Source organism: Saccharomonospora iraqiensis subsp. paurometabolica YIM 90007 (assembly GCF_000231035.2).
Classification (GTDB): domain Bacteria; phylum Actinomycetota; class Actinomycetes; order Mycobacteriales; family Pseudonocardiaceae; genus Saccharomonospora; species Saccharomonospora paurometabolica.
Genome location: NZ_KI912263.1, coordinates 48,799 through 62,246 on the forward strand (window position 1 = coordinate 48,799; position 13,448 = coordinate 62,246).

Annotated in this window: 18 protein-coding genes and 1 tRNA gene; 11 read left to right on the forward strand and 8 right to left on the reverse strand. The window is 69.0% G+C overall.

Translation table 11 applies throughout. The features are described from left to right. Window positions 1-55 precede the first annotated feature (55 nt). Window positions 56-481 (reverse strand): CAP domain-containing protein, encoded by a 426-nt coding sequence (locus SACPADRAFT_RS34275; protein ID WP_233357255.1) that lies wholly within the window; start codon window positions 479-481, stop codon window positions 56-58. Here SACPADRAFT_RS34275 and SACPADRAFT_RS34280 point away from each other — a divergent pair. Then, window positions 480-758 carry a hypothetical protein gene (locus SACPADRAFT_RS34280; RefSeq protein ID WP_233357256.1) on the forward strand — a complete coding sequence of 93 codons (279 nt, stop codon included), beginning with the start codon at window positions 480-482 and terminating at the stop codon, window positions 756-758. The genes SACPADRAFT_RS34275 and SACPADRAFT_RS34280 overlap by 2 nt on opposite strands. Before the next feature lie 254 nt (window positions 759-1,012). Here SACPADRAFT_RS34280 and dcd read toward each other — a convergent pair whose 3' ends face one another. Further along, window positions 1,013-1,600, reverse strand: coding sequence for a dCTP deaminase (gene dcd, locus SACPADRAFT_RS0223565; protein WP_007023352.1), 588 nt, complete (start codon window positions 1,598-1,600; stop codon window positions 1,013-1,015). Here dcd and SACPADRAFT_RS34285 point away from each other — a divergent pair. Continuing rightward, on the forward strand, window positions 1,532-1,990 hold the full coding sequence (locus tag SACPADRAFT_RS34285; protein ID WP_084258593.1) for a mycothiol transferase: 459 nt from the start codon (window positions 1,532-1,534) through the stop codon (window positions 1,988-1,990). The two genes, dcd and SACPADRAFT_RS34285, sit on opposite strands and share 69 nt — an antisense overlap. Window positions 1,991-2,024: 34 nt before the next feature. Here SACPADRAFT_RS34285 and SACPADRAFT_RS0223575 read toward each other — a convergent pair whose 3' ends face one another. Continuing rightward, window positions 2,025-3,272 (reverse strand): oxygenase MpaB family protein, encoded by a 1,248-nt coding sequence (locus SACPADRAFT_RS0223575; RefSeq protein ID WP_007023353.1) that lies wholly within the window; start codon window positions 3,270-3,272, stop codon window positions 2,025-2,027. A gap of 167 nt (window positions 3,273-3,439) precedes the next feature. Between SACPADRAFT_RS0223575 and SACPADRAFT_RS0223580 the strand changes: the two genes are divergently transcribed. Further along, window positions 3,440-3,513, forward strand: a tRNA-Gly gene (locus tag SACPADRAFT_RS0223580). 118 nt (window positions 3,514-3,631) lie between these two features. On the opposite strand, the gene SACPADRAFT_RS0223585 is transcribed toward SACPADRAFT_RS0223580, so the two are convergent. The 3 genes from SACPADRAFT_RS0223585 to SACPADRAFT_RS0223595 form a co-directional block, all read right to left on the reverse strand. Beyond that, window positions 3,632-3,868 (reverse strand): YdeI/OmpD-associated family protein, encoded by a 237-nt coding sequence (locus SACPADRAFT_RS0223585; protein WP_007023354.1) that lies wholly within the window; start codon window positions 3,866-3,868, stop codon window positions 3,632-3,634. Between the two features lie 155 nt (window positions 3,869-4,023). Continuing rightward, on the reverse strand, window positions 4,024-4,251 hold the full coding sequence (locus SACPADRAFT_RS0223590) for a hypothetical protein (protein ID WP_198048384.1): 228 nt from the start codon (window positions 4,249-4,251) through the stop codon (window positions 4,024-4,026). A gap of 98 nt (window positions 4,252-4,349) precedes the next feature. Next, on the reverse strand, window positions 4,350-5,186 hold the full coding sequence (locus SACPADRAFT_RS0223595) for a sigma-70 family RNA polymerase sigma factor (RefSeq protein ID WP_007023356.1): 837 nt from the start codon (window positions 5,184-5,186) through the stop codon (window positions 4,350-4,352). A 402-nt stretch (window positions 5,187-5,588) separates the two neighbouring features. Between SACPADRAFT_RS0223595 and SACPADRAFT_RS29590 the strand changes: the two genes are divergently transcribed. The 6 genes from SACPADRAFT_RS29590 to SACPADRAFT_RS0223625 all read left to right on the forward strand — a co-directional run bounded on the left by SACPADRAFT_RS29590 (window position 5,589) and on the right by SACPADRAFT_RS0223625 (window position 9,187). Beyond that, window positions 5,589-5,804, forward strand: coding sequence for a hypothetical protein (locus SACPADRAFT_RS29590; protein WP_233357257.1), 216 nt, complete (start codon window positions 5,589-5,591; stop codon window positions 5,802-5,804). Then, window positions 5,801-6,283, forward strand: coding sequence for a hypothetical protein (locus SACPADRAFT_RS0223605; protein WP_007023358.1), 483 nt, complete (start codon window positions 5,801-5,803; stop codon window positions 6,281-6,283). The genes SACPADRAFT_RS29590 and SACPADRAFT_RS0223605 overlap by 4 nt, the downstream gene beginning before the upstream one ends. Window positions 6,284-6,300: 17 nt before the next feature. After that, window positions 6,301-6,879: a DUF3558 family protein gene (locus SACPADRAFT_RS30995; RefSeq protein ID WP_198048382.1), complete on the forward strand. Its 579-nt coding sequence runs from the start codon at window positions 6,301-6,303 to the stop codon at window positions 6,877-6,879. Window positions 6,880-6,881: 2 nt separating this feature from the next. After that, a complete protein-coding gene (locus tag SACPADRAFT_RS0223615) occupies window positions 6,882-7,250 on the forward strand; it encodes a hypothetical protein (protein WP_007023360.1) in 369 nt (122 codons plus the stop codon). Between the two features lie 130 nt (window positions 7,251-7,380). Next, entirely contained in the window at window positions 7,381-8,031 is a 651-nt protein-coding gene (locus tag SACPADRAFT_RS0223620; protein ID WP_007023361.1) for an MBL fold metallo-hydrolase, read from the forward strand. Between the two features lie 586 nt (window positions 8,032-8,617). Continuing rightward, on the forward strand, window positions 8,618-9,187 hold the full coding sequence (locus SACPADRAFT_RS0223625; RefSeq protein WP_007023362.1) for a DUF4352 domain-containing protein: 570 nt from the start codon (window positions 8,618-8,620) through the stop codon (window positions 9,185-9,187). Window positions 9,188-9,249: 62 nt separating this feature from the next. Here the strand turns inward: SACPADRAFT_RS0223625 and SACPADRAFT_RS33585 are convergent, their stop codons facing one another. Continuing rightward, the gene (locus tag SACPADRAFT_RS33585; protein ID WP_007023363.1) at window positions 9,250-9,414 is read right to left on the reverse strand and encodes a hypothetical protein; all 165 of its coding nucleotides are present in this window, start codon (window positions 9,412-9,414) and stop codon (window positions 9,250-9,252) included. A gap of 266 nt (window positions 9,415-9,680) precedes the next feature. Here SACPADRAFT_RS33585 and SACPADRAFT_RS0223635 point away from each other — a divergent pair, with 266 nt between their 5' ends. Together SACPADRAFT_RS0223635 and SACPADRAFT_RS0223640 are read left to right on the forward strand one after the other, a co-directional pair. After that, window positions 9,681-10,499, forward strand: coding sequence for a response regulator transcription factor (locus SACPADRAFT_RS0223635; RefSeq protein ID WP_007023364.1), 819 nt, complete (start codon window positions 9,681-9,683; stop codon window positions 10,497-10,499). A gap of 254 nt (window positions 10,500-10,753) precedes the next feature. After that, on the forward strand, window positions 10,754-12,607 hold the full coding sequence (locus SACPADRAFT_RS0223640; protein ID WP_007023365.1) for an acyl-CoA dehydrogenase: 1,854 nt from the start codon (window positions 10,754-10,756) through the stop codon (window positions 12,605-12,607). A 108-nt stretch (window positions 12,608-12,715) separates the two neighbouring features. Here the strand turns inward: SACPADRAFT_RS0223640 and SACPADRAFT_RS29595 are convergent. Continuing rightward, window positions 12,716-13,448, reverse strand: a 733-nt coding sequence (locus tag SACPADRAFT_RS29595) for a VanW family protein (RefSeq protein ID WP_007023366.1), incomplete at its 5' end; no start/stop codon positions are given.

Below are 13,448 nucleotides of genomic sequence, written 5' to 3' on the forward strand. Positions count from 1 at the left end.
GGGTCCAACCCCGCCCCACCACCACTACCACCACGGGCTCAGTACCACCACGGGCTCAGTAGCCGAAGTTCTGCGTCCAGTACCAGCCGGAGGTGTTCACCCCGACGCCGATGGTGTTGATCTCGCAGTTGAGGATGTTGGCGCGGTGTCCGTCGGAGGACATCCAGGCGTCCATCACGGCGTCGGCGCTGGACATGCCCATCGCGATGTTCTCCGCGGCCGGTTCGGGATAACCCGCGTCCTCGATCCGTTCGTCGAAGCTGCGGCCGTCCGGGGCGTCGTGACGCAGGTAGTCCTGCCGGGCCATGTCGTCGCTGTGCCGTTGGGCCGCGGTGGTGAGTCTGCCGTCCACCCGGACCGGGTCACAGCCCGCCCGCGTGCGCTCGTCGTTGACCAGCTCGACCACCCGCTGGCGGTGCGCGGCCGTGCCCGCGGGAGCCGAGGACCGCCCCCGGTCGGACGCCGCGGACTCGTCGGGCATGGTCGTCGTGGCCGTCGACGAGGTGGAACTCTCCGCCGTGGTGGTCGGCGTCGTGGTGGTCGGGACCGTGGTGGCGTCGTCGTCCGACGCCGGACTCCCGGCGCTTTCGGTCGTCGGCGTGCTGCTCGTCGTCTCCTGCGTGGTGGTCGGACCGGTCTCCGTGGAGGTGCGTGTGGCGGTATCGGCGTGTCCGCCCCCAGGGGAGTCGTCCGCGTCCTGTCCGGACGCCAGGGTGACGTCCGTGTCCGCTTCGGACGGTGTTAACCAGAACAGGTGACTTCCCGCAGCCGATGCCACGCCCACGAGCACACTCATCATCACCAACAGTGACCGGATGCGCGAATTCGGCGTAGACACAGTCGGCAAGCTACCACCCGGAAGAGGGTTATCAAACCGTGATGAGTCCGTCAGCCGGCCGTGTCGGCGCCAGGTTGCGCGCGATCATCCCGCACCGGGGCGTGCGGTGTCCGGGTGAGGGATCCGGGTGTGCGGAGGCGGACGCGGACGTCGACGTCGTGCAGCGGCGCGAGCTCAGCGCCGGGTGTCCACCCGGTCGAAGTTCCGGTACGCGCGGCTCGGCGTCGGGCCCCGCTGGCCCTGGTACCGCGACCCGGCCTCGCTCGATCCGTAGGGGAACTCGGCGGCGCTGGTCAGCCGGAACAGGCAGAGCTGCCCGATCTTCATCCCCGGCCACAACGTGATCGGCAGGTTCGCCACGTTGGACAGCTCCAGCGTGATGTGCCCGTTGAAGCCGGGGTCGATGAAGCCCGCGGTCGAATGGGTCAGCAACCCGAGGCGCCCGAGCGAGGACTTGCCCTCCAGCCTGCCCGCGAGGTCGTCCGGCAGGGAGAAGATCTCGAACGTCGAGGCGAGCACGAACTCGCCGGGATGCAGCACGAACGGGTCGTCGTCGGTGGCGTCCTTCTCCACCAGTGACGTGAGCTCGTCCTGCCGTAACTGCGGGTCGATGTGGGTGTACTTGCTGTTGTCGAAGACGCGGAAGAACCGGTCGAGGCGGACGTCCAGGCTGGACGGCTGCACCATCCCCTCGTGGAACGGGTCCACGTCCAGCCGCCCGGAGCGCAGCGCCGCACGCAGGTCACGGTCACTCAACAACACGCGCAACAGCCTATCCGGCGAACCACCCGTGATCGCCTTCCCCCGTGCGCGCCGTGCGTCCGCACCCCGCGAGGTGCGGACGCACGGCCGGCGGACCGGTTCGACAAGGCGATCACCTGCCGGCCCCGGGAGGAGATCGGGATCGCGGCGACCCCGGACGAGTCGTTCGTCCTCACCGCGGAGGACAGAATCGACAGCGTCCGCAGGGAGCACCGGGAGGCCTGCGCGGCATCCCGTCGCGCGGTCGCGGACCTGGGCCTGGACGAATACCTGCACGGCAACCGTCGGGGACCTCTCCCGCTGCGCTGGGTCTACTTCCACGTCCTTCGCGAACTCGCACAGCACTGCGGACACGCCGACATCCTGCGGGAACAGATACTCGCCGGCTAGCCGCCCGCGGCCCGGTGCGTCCCGCCCGGCCGCGTCACGCGGCCCGGGGCGTCGACGGACGCAGGTGCCGGGCGTAGGAGGGGTCGGGCGCGACCACCGAGCCCAGCAGCTCGGCGTAGCGTCGCCGCGCGAGCGCACCGAGGCGTTCCTGGAGCGCGGTCGCTCCCGGCAGCCTCCGACGCACCGTCTCGGCGGCGAAGGTGGTCGCGGCTCCCGCCACGACAGCGGCCCGGGCGAGCGGGTCGTCGGGCAGCTCCAGGTAGTCGGCATTCGTCCGGCCCAGCACGAGCCTGCTGATCGCGGTGTGCACCCGGACCGAGAGCTCGGAGGCGACCTTCCCCAGCCGCCCCCGCCCCGCACCGACCTCCGCGTGCGAGCGCACCAGGGCGGCGGCGAGCCGTCGGGAATCGGTGTCCGGGATGAACTCGGTGGCCGCGAGCAGCCACAACAGCCGCCAGGCATCGTCCTCGTCCGCGGGCAGCAGGGCCTCGTCCACACCCATGAGCCAGCCGACGTAGCGCCACAGATGCAGGATGTCGGCGCGCTCGGCCTCGGTGTAACGGACGCCGAGCAGCCGCATGCCGACCAGGTAGACCAGGGAGAACAGCAGGAGCGTGCCCACCGTCTGCACCTGGTTGATCGGCCGGTCCCACGCCGCGTAGTCCCAGTCCGGCCTGCGGTTCATCGCGGCACGGACATGGGCGTGCACCAACCGCACCCGCAGCGCGGAGGCCCAGCCCCGTTCGCCCCGGTGCAGCGCACCCGGGGTGGTGACGTCGAGCCACCAGTGCGTCGTCTCGATGAGCCTGCGTCCCGCGGCGTACTCGATCGCGCCGGTGCCGACCAGCGGCTTCGTGGCCCGGGAGGCGAGGTAGCCGCCCATCAGCGCCATGTCGCCGAGCGGGAACAGGCTCAGCACGCCCGTCCGCACGATCGCGCGGGCGCCCCGGTCGACGCGTTCGTGGTCGACCCAGTACGGCGCCGCCTCGACGGAGGCGAAGAAGTCCACCAGCGGCCGCGGCGGGTCGTCCAGACTGTCGATCCCGTTCTCCAGGGCCTGCTCGAACAGCGCGCGCCCACGGCCCTTCGGCAGCTCGTCGAACAACGCGACGACGGCGTCGGCGAGGGGGTCCTCCGCCTGGGCGAACTCGCGCAGACGTTCGCGCTGCCGCTCGGTCCCCCGAATGTCGCGGGGAGCGAAGAGCCTCGTGGCGAGGCGGAGGCCGCCCTGCCGGAGCAGGTCCGGGTCTGCCAGCCGCGCGTCGGGCTCGTCCGGCTTCATGCGCTCTCACCTGCCCTGCGAATACGCTCGGACAACAAGTGTTGTCACTTCGCGGCGCGGCCGTCAAGCGCGGCACACGGGACGGCCGGTATCGTGGACGGCGACGAGGTGGGACGACCCCCACCTGTCGCCGGACGATCACGGCGTTGTAGGATGGGGCCTCACATGCGGATGTAGTTCAATGGTAGAACATCAGCTTCCCAAGCTGAGAACGCGGGTTCGATTCCCGTCATCCGCTCCACGGAAGTTTCCGCAGCGCAGAGGGCCGCTATCCGATCTCGGGAAGCGGCCCTCACGCTTGTGTTGAGCTTCTTCAACAACATTCCATTTGATAGCCCGAGGCCACCCCTTACCCCTCGCTAGCTGCCTGCGCGTTCGCGGTGCTTGCATCCCGGCCAGCAGCAGGGCCGGCGCCGGCCCTGTTCGAGCTCCTCCCGGGTCCGGCGAATGCGGCGCTGTCGGGTCGTCTCCTGTTTGGCGTCCTCGACCCAGCAGATGAACTCGTTGCGGGCGAGTGGCGTGATGTCGTTCCAGGCATCGAGTGCCGTGGCGTTGGCGATCAGGGCTCTGCCCAGGTCTGCCGGCAGCTGGTGCACCACCCCACCGGGTACTTCCTGGTCACTCCCCGGGCCATGGTGCTGAGCAGCAGACGTGCCCGCGCTGCTATGACCCGGTGGAGAAGCCGCTGACCTGTTCGCGGTTGTCATGTGGCTCTCGCTCCCTGTGCGCTGTTCGACGGTGCGGAACGGGGTCAGTCCTCGGGAAGATCGGCGAAGACTTTCTGCATATCGCGGTACCAGGCCAGCGACTTCTTCGGCCGCCGCCAGCGGCCCTTCATCGCGTCGCGCGCTTCCTGATGGGATGCGTCACCGGCCTTCTCGGCTTCCTTGAGGTGGCGGTCCTGGGCCTTGATGACGTCGTCGGCCGTCTCACCTCGATGCTCGAGTCCGCAGGGTCCCCCCAGTTGGCGACATGTCATGGTCTTCAAGGTCGTCTCCCTCCGATGGCGTGGTCCGGTTGTGTTCGCCTCCACCTGATTGACGATCGGCACACGGCGTGTGTGACCGGCTGCGCGAATCAGCCGCGTCGTTGCTTCCCGTCGCGTCGCGACACCCGCGCGAGCACCTCCGGCTCCGCGCGGAACGTGATGCCGACGACGACGCCGTCAACGACAGTGAAATCGAACAGAACCTTCGCCGCACCCCGGTGGAACCATGCGGCCGCGGGTCGATCATCGACGTAGCACGCCAGCGCGGCGTGTGCGGCGCCGTCGAAGAACGTCGCCACCTCGTGTCGGCCGTCGATCCGCTCCGGCGTGCCGACCTGGATCGCGGCGTCGTCGGCCGTCACCGCGGCGTCCGGGGCGAGCAGCCGCAGCAGACGATCGAACTGACCATTGCGGGCGGCCGCCATGAACGCGTCGACGACCTCCCGATCGGCCGGCTCGTCCCCGGGCACAGGCTGACGCACCTTGGCACGTGCGCGTGAGGCGAGCTTGCGGGCCGCCACCGGTGTGCTGTCGAGGACGGTGGCAATGGTGGGGAACTCGAAGCCGAAACTGTCGTGCAGCACGAACGCGACCCGCTCCTGGGGCGAGAGCCGATCCAACACCACCTGCATCGCAACACCGACGCTGTCGGCGAGGGAGACCTCGTTCGCCACGTCCGGCGCGACCTCAGCCACCTCGATCTCAGCCGTCGGGACCGGGGTCCGGGCCCGCAGCCGGTCCAGGCACAGTCGGGTCGTCACGGTCGTCAGCCAGGCAGGCACGCTGTCGAGGTCGGTGCCCGTCCGGTGCAGCCGAAGCCAGGCCTGCTGCACGACGTCCTCGGCCTCAGCACGGTCAGCCAGCACACGGGTGGCGATGCCGACCAGACGTTGCCGCTCCGCCTCGAAGATCTCCGTACGGTCCACGGCGTTCAACTCTTCCCTCTTCCGATCCAGGCAACTCAGCTATGGCCATCATGAGGCCCGAACGCGGAAACCTCGCCCTGGTTCCCAGGCTGAGAACGCGGGTTCGAGTCCCGTCATCCACTCCAGAGCGAGTCAGCACAGCGCACAGGGCCGATTCCCGACCGTGGGAGGCTGCCCTTTGCTTTCGTCGACGGTCGGTGATCCACGGCGGGCCGGTGACGAGGCCCAGTGTGCGACGGACGCTGGCACATCGCTTTCTCCGGTCACAGCTCCTCGGCTAGAGTTCCGAGGGAGCGGACACACCGGGGACCTGGGGGACCGATGACCGACGGCGGATTCTTCGACGAGAGTCAACCGACGGACACACGCGGAGACCCGGCGGGAGCCGGTCTCTTCAGAGCCGTGGCTGCAGGCATGACCATGGCAACCAACCTGAACGCCGACGCGGTCAACCGGATGAACGACGGCGCACAGAAGATGCTCGACTCGGTGAAGAACGACGGCTTCCAAATCACCGAGCGGGGCGTCGAACCCCTCCTGAAAGCGGTGCGCAACGCCCGCGACCGATTCGACCGTCTCAGCGGAAGAGTGCCGCTCAACATCCTGGGGGGCCGATGACTGAGGCTGGGTTCTTCGACGAGAGTTGGCTGAACGAGTCCGGCCGTCCGGGCACCGGTGGGGACACCACCGCCCGGACGGCTGCCGGGATCGTCGGCACCGGCTTGAACGCCGAAGCGATCGACCGCATGAACAACGGCGCCCGGGAGATGCTCGACTCGGTGAAGAGCGGCGGCTTCCAGATCACCGAGCGCGGCGTGGATCCGCTACTCAAGGCAGTCCGAAACGCTCGGGACCGGTTCGGCGGCCTCCAGATGACGTTGCAGATTCTGACGCGCAACCCACCACTGGGGAGTAGCCCGTACGCCCATCAAGTCGCCTCTCATGTCCGGCAGAGCGCCGATGGACCGAAAGGAATTGTCCCAGTAATCGACGCGTTACTTGAAACGCTCAAGAATCTTGAAGAGGCCCTGCTGCGGGCGTCGGGACAGTACCGCGAAGCAGAAACGAACGCCACGGCGTCATGGACGCAGGACTAACTGGAGCAGGGAAGCCATTGCGCAGCAAGAGAACGGATCGGGCACTGCCCGCGATACTGTTGTTCACCGCGATCTCGGCGTGTTCCCCTACGGAGGGCGGCCAGGCGCAGCCCAACCATACCGACAGCGCAGCACCGACCTCTCCCACGCGCTCGGCCGCGCGATCGTCGTATCCGACCGATGCGCAGTCTGAGCTAGCCCAAATGAACCCATGTTCGCTGCTGAGCGCGGGCGAGTTGAGCGACTATGGCGCGTTCAAAGACGCGACCAACGAGGATATCGGCAGCGCACGAACCTGTCGTCACGAGCTCAACCGCCAGGGCAGCCAACTCGAAGGCTTAAGAATTGGTATCGCGATCCGCGATACGACAGGTGCCGCCATGGCGGTCGATCAAGGCATGGGTGTGCGTACCACCGAAGCCAACGGCCGGCAACTCGCCCAGATCCCGTCCTCGGGTGGATGCACAGTCGCAATCGGGGTCACCGACTCGTCGAGTGTAGACGTCGTCATCAGTACCACGGCCGGGACCGAAAGTGCGTGCGAGATCGCGGACGAGCTCGCTGCTGTCGTGGAGCCGAAGCTGCCGAAGGGTTGAGCGTGTCGGAGATCATCGCCGCCATCGACGAGGCGCTCGGTTGTCACGAGTGTGGCGGTCCGCTCGACGGGTCGGTGGATCACGACTTCTGTTCGGAACCGTGCCACCGTGCATGGCACGGCCGCCGGGTCGGCATCACACCGGAGCCGTCCCTCGACGAGATCGCCCACGACATCCGTGCTCGGCTCGGCGCCGAGCACGTCGAGGTGCCCCCGGAGCGGCGCGAGGAGATCGGCCGCGCACTCGACGCGGCCCAGCGGCACCTGCCGGAGGACGTCTTCAGCACACTGCAGTCGATCATGGAAGCCGCGCTCCGGGTCGACGCCGCGATCGACGACTACGAGCAGCGTCAACAGCATTCACCGCACTGACTGCTACGTCGTGGGCGCGGCCGGGACACCGTCCAGCAGTGCGGGCGATCGCCGCCTTGACCTCCAGCGCACTCGAATTCGTACCGTTCTCCCCACGCTGACCGAAGCGGTTTCAGGGGAGGACGGACACATGAGGAAGATCAGTGACGATCTGTGGGAGACGGATCCGGAATACCCGATGCCGGGGCTGAGCACGCACGCCTACCTGTGGCAGGCGCCGAGCGGCAACGTGCTGTTCTACAACACCACCCACGAACACGAACTCGACCGCATGGCCGAACTGGGTGGCGTGGCCCGACACTATCTGAGCCACCAGGACGAGATAGCACCGTCGCTGCGCGCGATCAAGCAGCGGTTCGGTTCGACTCTGCACGTCAGCGCGGCCGAAGCCGACCTCGTCCGCGAGACCGCCACGGTCGACGAGGCGTTCGAACGACGGCATGCCGTCGCCGACGGTCTCGAGGTGATTCCCACCCCGGGACACACGCCGGGCAGCGCGTGCTTCGTCGTCCGTTCACCCGGCGGAACGACATACCTGTTCACCGGCGATTCGATCTTCCGCAGCGCGGAAGGCCGCTGGACGGCCGGATATATCGAGGGCATGAGCCACCGGGACACACTGACCGCCAGCCTGACCGACATCGCCTCGTTGACACCCGACGTGGTGATCTCCAGCGCCTTCGCCGGCGATTCCGGGGTGACCGAACTCGGGGACCGTGCGTGGTCCGACTGCGTTGCCGAAGCGTTGCGGCAGCTGACCCCGGAACCCAGCACGGGCTGAAGCTCGACGTAACGGGATGACCGGCAGTCCGCCCTCAGAACGGTGGCGGCTCGAGCGCGGGTTCGGGGTCGGTGGTGCGGGTGTGGCCGCTGGGGGTGTGGGCGGTGCGGCGGTGGGTGGCCTGGTCGAGGTGGAATGTCCAGCCGGGGGCGTCTTTGAATCGGTGGTGTCGTCGGCAGAGGCCGACGAGGTTGTCGGGGGCGGTGCGGCCACCCTGCGTACCAGGCCGCGATCCGCAGGTGCTGGTGCGCCTCGATCCGGGCGTGCTGCTCCCCCAGCTCCCGCACGCAAACCAGCGGCCCACCGTCCGCCTCAACCCCTCCGCTTTCGACCGTGCGTTCGATCCTACGGAGAACAAGCTGGTCACACAGTCGCCGAAGGGGGTGATGCCAAGGTCCAACGGCTCCGCTCGTCCGTTTTTCGACCCGCCCGCACGGGCGACGACGGGCCCTGCCCGGACGCGGCGATCGCCCCTCGACGGACAGCTCAGGGGGTTCCAGGCTGAAAGTGCAGGGCGGTCCCGGACGCAGGTCCGGCGAAGGCACTGTTCCGGGTCGCATGGAGTGAGGAGAGAAGATGATCTGAAATGACCGATCAGACGGACGGGAAACCCGTACGGAAACGCCGGCGGAAATGGCCGTGGGCACTCGCGCTCGTCGCAGTGCTGGGCATCATCATCGGCGTGATCACGACCACGGGTGGGGACGACACCGATACCGCGAACGTCCCGCAACAGGAAGCTCCCGCCGAACCCGAGGTGGAAACCGCGGGCATCGGGCAGCCGGTCCGCGACGGGACGTTCGAGTTCACGGTGACCGGGGTCGAGCACCGTGACTCGGTCGGCGATCCGTACCTGACCCAGCAGGCCCAGGGACAGTACGTCGTCGTCGCCGTGCGGGTGAGCAACATCGGTGACCAGCAGGGCTTCTTCACCGACAGCGACCAGTACCTGCTCGACGCGAACAACCGGCAGTACTCGGCCGATTCGGTCGCCGGAACGTCGATCTCCGGCAACGACGTGCTCTACAACCCGATCAATCCGGGCAACAACGTGGAGGGGCAGCTCGTCTTCGATGTTCCTCCGGACACGGCCACCGACCGGGTCGAACTGCACGATTCCTTCATGAGCGAGGGAGCAGTGGTCGATCTGCGCTGACGGGCGAGGGGCGGGCGAACCCGCACCGACCCGCCCACGCTCACCTGCCGTCCACCCGGTGACTACGGCCCCGTCGGCCCCCGGGAATCGACCTCACCGAGAGCGGCCAGCCGCGCGTGCCGGCGCCGGGACCGGCGGCGGCTCTCCCGCTGGTCCTCGTACACCACCGTCGCCGCCGCGGCGACCAGGACCAACCCGACGAGACCGAGCACCAGAGCCAGTGGCACGCCATCCCCCTTGATGCCGTCGTGTGTGGCCGGTCACATCCTACGCCTTCTCCGGGGCGAACACGAGCCGTGGCCGATCCGGGCCACCGGGTGCACCGTGCCGGGCCCGCGTGGGGAGTGCCGCAAACCTCCTTCGACGGAGTGTCCGGTGTGGTTGCGTGTGGTCTGTTCGGCTCAACCGGGAACCCCCGCACAGGGGATGGGTCCACCGGCCGGGCACGGAGGGGACCGAGGACGGGCGTCGCCCGGCGTGGAGGAGGACACCGATGGCGCACACCGAGCACAGTGGCAACACCGGGCACGGCGGCAACACCAGACACAACGGCCCGGCCCTCGCCCGGACCGCCGACCGGGGCACCAGGACGCTCGCGGTGGCCGCCGTGGATCCCGTGCCGATCTTCCGCGAGGGGCTGCACTCGGTGATCGACCACACGCCGGGGCTGCGCTGGGCGGGCCATGCGGCCAGTCACCACGCCGCCATCCAACTCTGTGAACAGGCGCGTCCGGACGTCGTCCTGCTCGACGCCGCGTTCGACCCGCGCTGCCACCTCACCGCGATGCTCACCGAGAGTCAACCCGCGCTCGTGGTGGTCGTGCTGGTGGGCCCGGAGCAGCGCACCCCGGCCTATCTCGCCACCGCACTCGCCGCGGGGGCCCACGGTGTCCTCCCCCGTGCGGCCGAGCCCCGCAGGCTCACCGACGGCATCCGCCGTGCCTACGTCGAACGTGGGCACACCGACCCGGCGCTCGCTCCGCTGCTGGACGCACCGGGGGCGGGCCCGGGAGTCGGCGGCGTTCCCCCGCAGACCCCGCTGTCCCGGCGGGAGTACCAGGTGCTGCAACTGATCGCCGAGGGCATGGAGAACTCGGCGGTGGCCGAGACGCTCTACCTTTCCGTGGAGACGGTGCGCACCCACGTGAAGAGCATCTTGCGCAAGATGTCCGCGCACGACCGGACACACGCCGTGACGAAGGCCTTCCGCGAGGGGCTGCTCGTGCTCGGCCCGGAGGAACCGGCGCACCCGGCCCAATCCACTCCCGAGCAGCCGGCCCGCGAGCAGCCGCCACACCCGCAGCCGAGCTGAGCCGGCGCGCGACACCACGTCGCCCCACGTCGTCGCCCCCACGTCGTCCGGGACACCGGCACGTCCCGCGCATGCCCCGTTCCGGCACCACCGGGCCCGAGGTGCAGCGAAACACAGTGGTTCCGCCCGAACAGCCCTCGCCCACGATTACCAATGGGTAGTATCCTGATGTTACCGGTCAGTAGGGCAGTTGCAGTGCGTGTCCGCCAGAGCGCCCACGCCGGAATGCCGAACAACCCGTACGGAGTGACGACATGGGCCACTACAAGAGCAACGTGCGAGACCTCGAATTCAACTTGTTCGAGATGCTCGGCGTGCAGGAACGTCTCGGGAAGGGCGTGCTGAGCGACTCCGACGAGGAGACCGCCCGCGGGGTGCTGACCGAGCTGAACAACCTCGCCGTCGGCCCGCTCGCCGAGTCCTTCGCCGACGCCGACCGGAACCCGCCGGTCTACGACCCGAAAACCTTCTCCGCCACCCTGCCGGAGTCGTTCAAGGAGAGCTACCGCGCGCTGTGGGACGGCGAATGGTACCGGATCGGGCTGACCAACAACCTCGGCGGATTCGGGCTGCCCCCGACGGTGCAGTGGGCCGCCGCCGAGCTGATGCTCGGCTCCAACCCCGCGCTGTACATGTACATGGCGGGCCCGAACTTCGCGATGATCCTCGACCGCAACGGCACCGAGGAGCAGCAGCGCTGGGCGCAGCTCATGATCGACCGCGCGTGGGGCGCGACGATGGTGCTCACCGAGCCGGACGCCGGGTCCGACGTGGGCGCAGGCCGCACCAAGGCCGTGCAGCAGGAGGACGGTTCCTGGCACCTGGAGGGCGTCAAGCGCTTCATCACCTCCGGTGACCAGGACATGACCGAGAACATCATGCACCTGGTGCTGGCCCGTCCCGAGGGCCCGGGCATCGAGCCGAAGCCCGGCACCAAGGGCCTGTCGCTGTTCCTGGTGCCGAAGTACCACTTCGACACCCACACCGGCGAGCCCGGCGAGCGCAACGGCGCCTACGTCACGAACGTCGAGCACAAGATGGGCCTGAAGGTCTCCACCACGTGTGAGCTCACCTTCGGCCAGCACGACATCCCGGCGAAGGGCTGGCTGCTCGGTGAGGTGCACGACGGCATCGCGCAGATGTTCCAGGTCATCGAGTACGCCCGCATGATGGTCGGCACCAAGGCCATCGCGACGCTGTCCACCGGTTACCTGAACGCGCTGGAGTACGCCAAGGAGCGCGTGCAGGGTGCCGACCTGACCCGGCAGACGGACAAGACCGCCCCGCGCGTGACCATCACGCACCACCCGGACGTGCGCCGCTCGCTGATGCTGCAGAAGGCCTACGCCGAGGGCCTGCGCGCGGTGTACCTGTACACCGCCGCCTACCAGGACCAGATCTGGGTCGGGGAGGACGGCAGCGTCGATGCCGACACCCTGTCCCTGGCCGAGCGGGTCAACGACCTGCTGCTGCCGATCGTCAAGGGTGTCGGCTCCGAGCGGGCCACCGAACAGCTGGTGCAGTCGCTGCAGACGCTCGGCGGGTCCGGCTTCCTGCAGGACTACCCGATCGAGCAGTACATCCGCGACGCGAAGATCGACTCGCTGTACGAGGGCACCACGGCGATCCAGTCGCAGGACTTCTTCTTCCGCAAGATCGTCCGGGACAAGGGTCAGGCGCTGGGCCACCTCGCGAACGAGATCACCGCCACGATCGAGTCCGACCGGGGCAACGGCAGGCTGAAGGCCGAGCGGGCGCTGCTGAAGACCGCTCTGGACGACGTGCAGGGCATGGTCGGCACGATGATCGGCTACCTGACCTCGGGCCAGGAGGACGTGCGCAACGTCTACAAGGTCGGTCAGCACACCGTGCGGCTGCTCATGTCCGCGGGTGACCTGCTCGTGGGCTGGCAGCTCATCAAGCAGGCCGAGGTGGCCGTCGAGAAGCTGGACAACGGCGCCTCCGGCCGGGACGCCTCGTTCTACCAGGGCAAGATCGCCGTCGCGTCGTTCTTCGCCAAGCAGGTGCTGCCGGAGCTCACCGCCCGCCGCGCCGTCGTCGACGCCGCGGACAACGACCTCATGGAGGTCGACGAAGCCGCCTTCTGAGGTGGTCGGGTCGCGGGGCCACGTCGGGCATGCGGTGCCCGGCGTGGCCTTTTCCCGTCCGGTGCCATCCCGGAGGCCGCGCACGGTGGTCCGCGACCACCGGCGGGCTCAGCGGCGGCTGCCCCAGATCTCGACCGTGACGGTCGAGTCGCCGACCCACGCCCGGAGGAACACCGCCGTCGGGGCGTCGTTGGTGAAGGAGAACTCCACGGTCGACCCGTCGCCCGCCAACGACACCGCATCCCGGCCCGCCGGGTACCGATCGAGCGGGTGCGGTTGCGGGGTCCGTGCGATGTCGGTGATCCCGGCACGGTGGACCGCGTTGACGAGGGTGCTGGTGAACTGGTTGACCCCGCCCCCGATCGTCCCCGGGCCGGTACCGTCCTCGCGCAGCGGAGCGCGCACGTAGCCACGCGAACGGGTGCGCGGGCCGGTGTGCTCCTCCAGGTCGAACGTCGCACCGGGCCGCACCAGCGTCCCGTCGACGGCGCGGGCCGCGGCGCGCAGATTCGGCCGCGCCGCGTCGACGAAACCCCCGGTGGTGAACCGCGCGACGACCTCACGCACCCCCAGGGCCCGCACATCCGCCGTGGACACCGACGGCGGGACGGGCGCGTAGGCGACGGTGATCATCCGCCGTCCGGGCGTGGCGGCGGCCCGGACCAGCCGGTCGAGCGTGCGGGTCCAGTCGATCCGGGTACCGGCCACCGAGGGTTGCACCGACGGCGCCCCGTCGACGACGGTGAGCCGCGCGTCCCGCGCGGGACGTTGCGTGCCGTCGAGCTGCCCGGCAGGGCCGCGCGCAGCGCGCCCCGGTCGAGGGTCACGGCGGGTCCGGACG

Coding starts and splice junctions, on each gene's coding strand:
- SACPADRAFT_RS0223635 (WP_007023364.1), top strand. CDS start 9,681: ATGGCGCACACCGAGCACAGTGGCAACACCGGGCACGGCGGCAACACC.
- SACPADRAFT_RS0223625 (WP_007023362.1), top strand. CDS start 8,618: ATGACCGATCAGACGGACGGGAAACCCGTACGGAAACGCCGGCGGAAA.
- SACPADRAFT_RS0223640 (WP_007023365.1), top strand. CDS start 10,754: ATGGGCCACTACAAGAGCAACGTGCGAGACCTCGAATTCAACTTGTTC.
- SACPADRAFT_RS0223575 (WP_007023353.1), bottom strand. CDS start 3,272: ATGAAGCCGGACGAGCCCGACGCGCGGCTGGCAGACCCGGACCTGCTC.
- SACPADRAFT_RS0223590 (WP_198048384.1), bottom strand. CDS start 4,251: ATGACATGTCGCCAACTGGGGGGACCCTGCGGACTCGAGCATCGAGGT.
- SACPADRAFT_RS34275 (WP_233357255.1), bottom strand. CDS start 481: ATGCCCGACGAGTCCGCGGCGTCCGACCGGGGGCGGTCCTCGGCTCCC.
- SACPADRAFT_RS0223605 (WP_007023358.1), top strand. CDS start 5,801: ATGACTGAGGCTGGGTTCTTCGACGAGAGTTGGCTGAACGAGTCCGGC.
- SACPADRAFT_RS34280 (WP_233357256.1), top strand. CDS start 480: ATGGTCGTCGTGGCCGTCGACGAGGTGGAACTCTCCGCCGTGGTGGTC.
- SACPADRAFT_RS0223620 (WP_007023361.1), top strand. CDS start 7,381: ATGAGGAAGATCAGTGACGATCTGTGGGAGACGGATCCGGAATACCCG.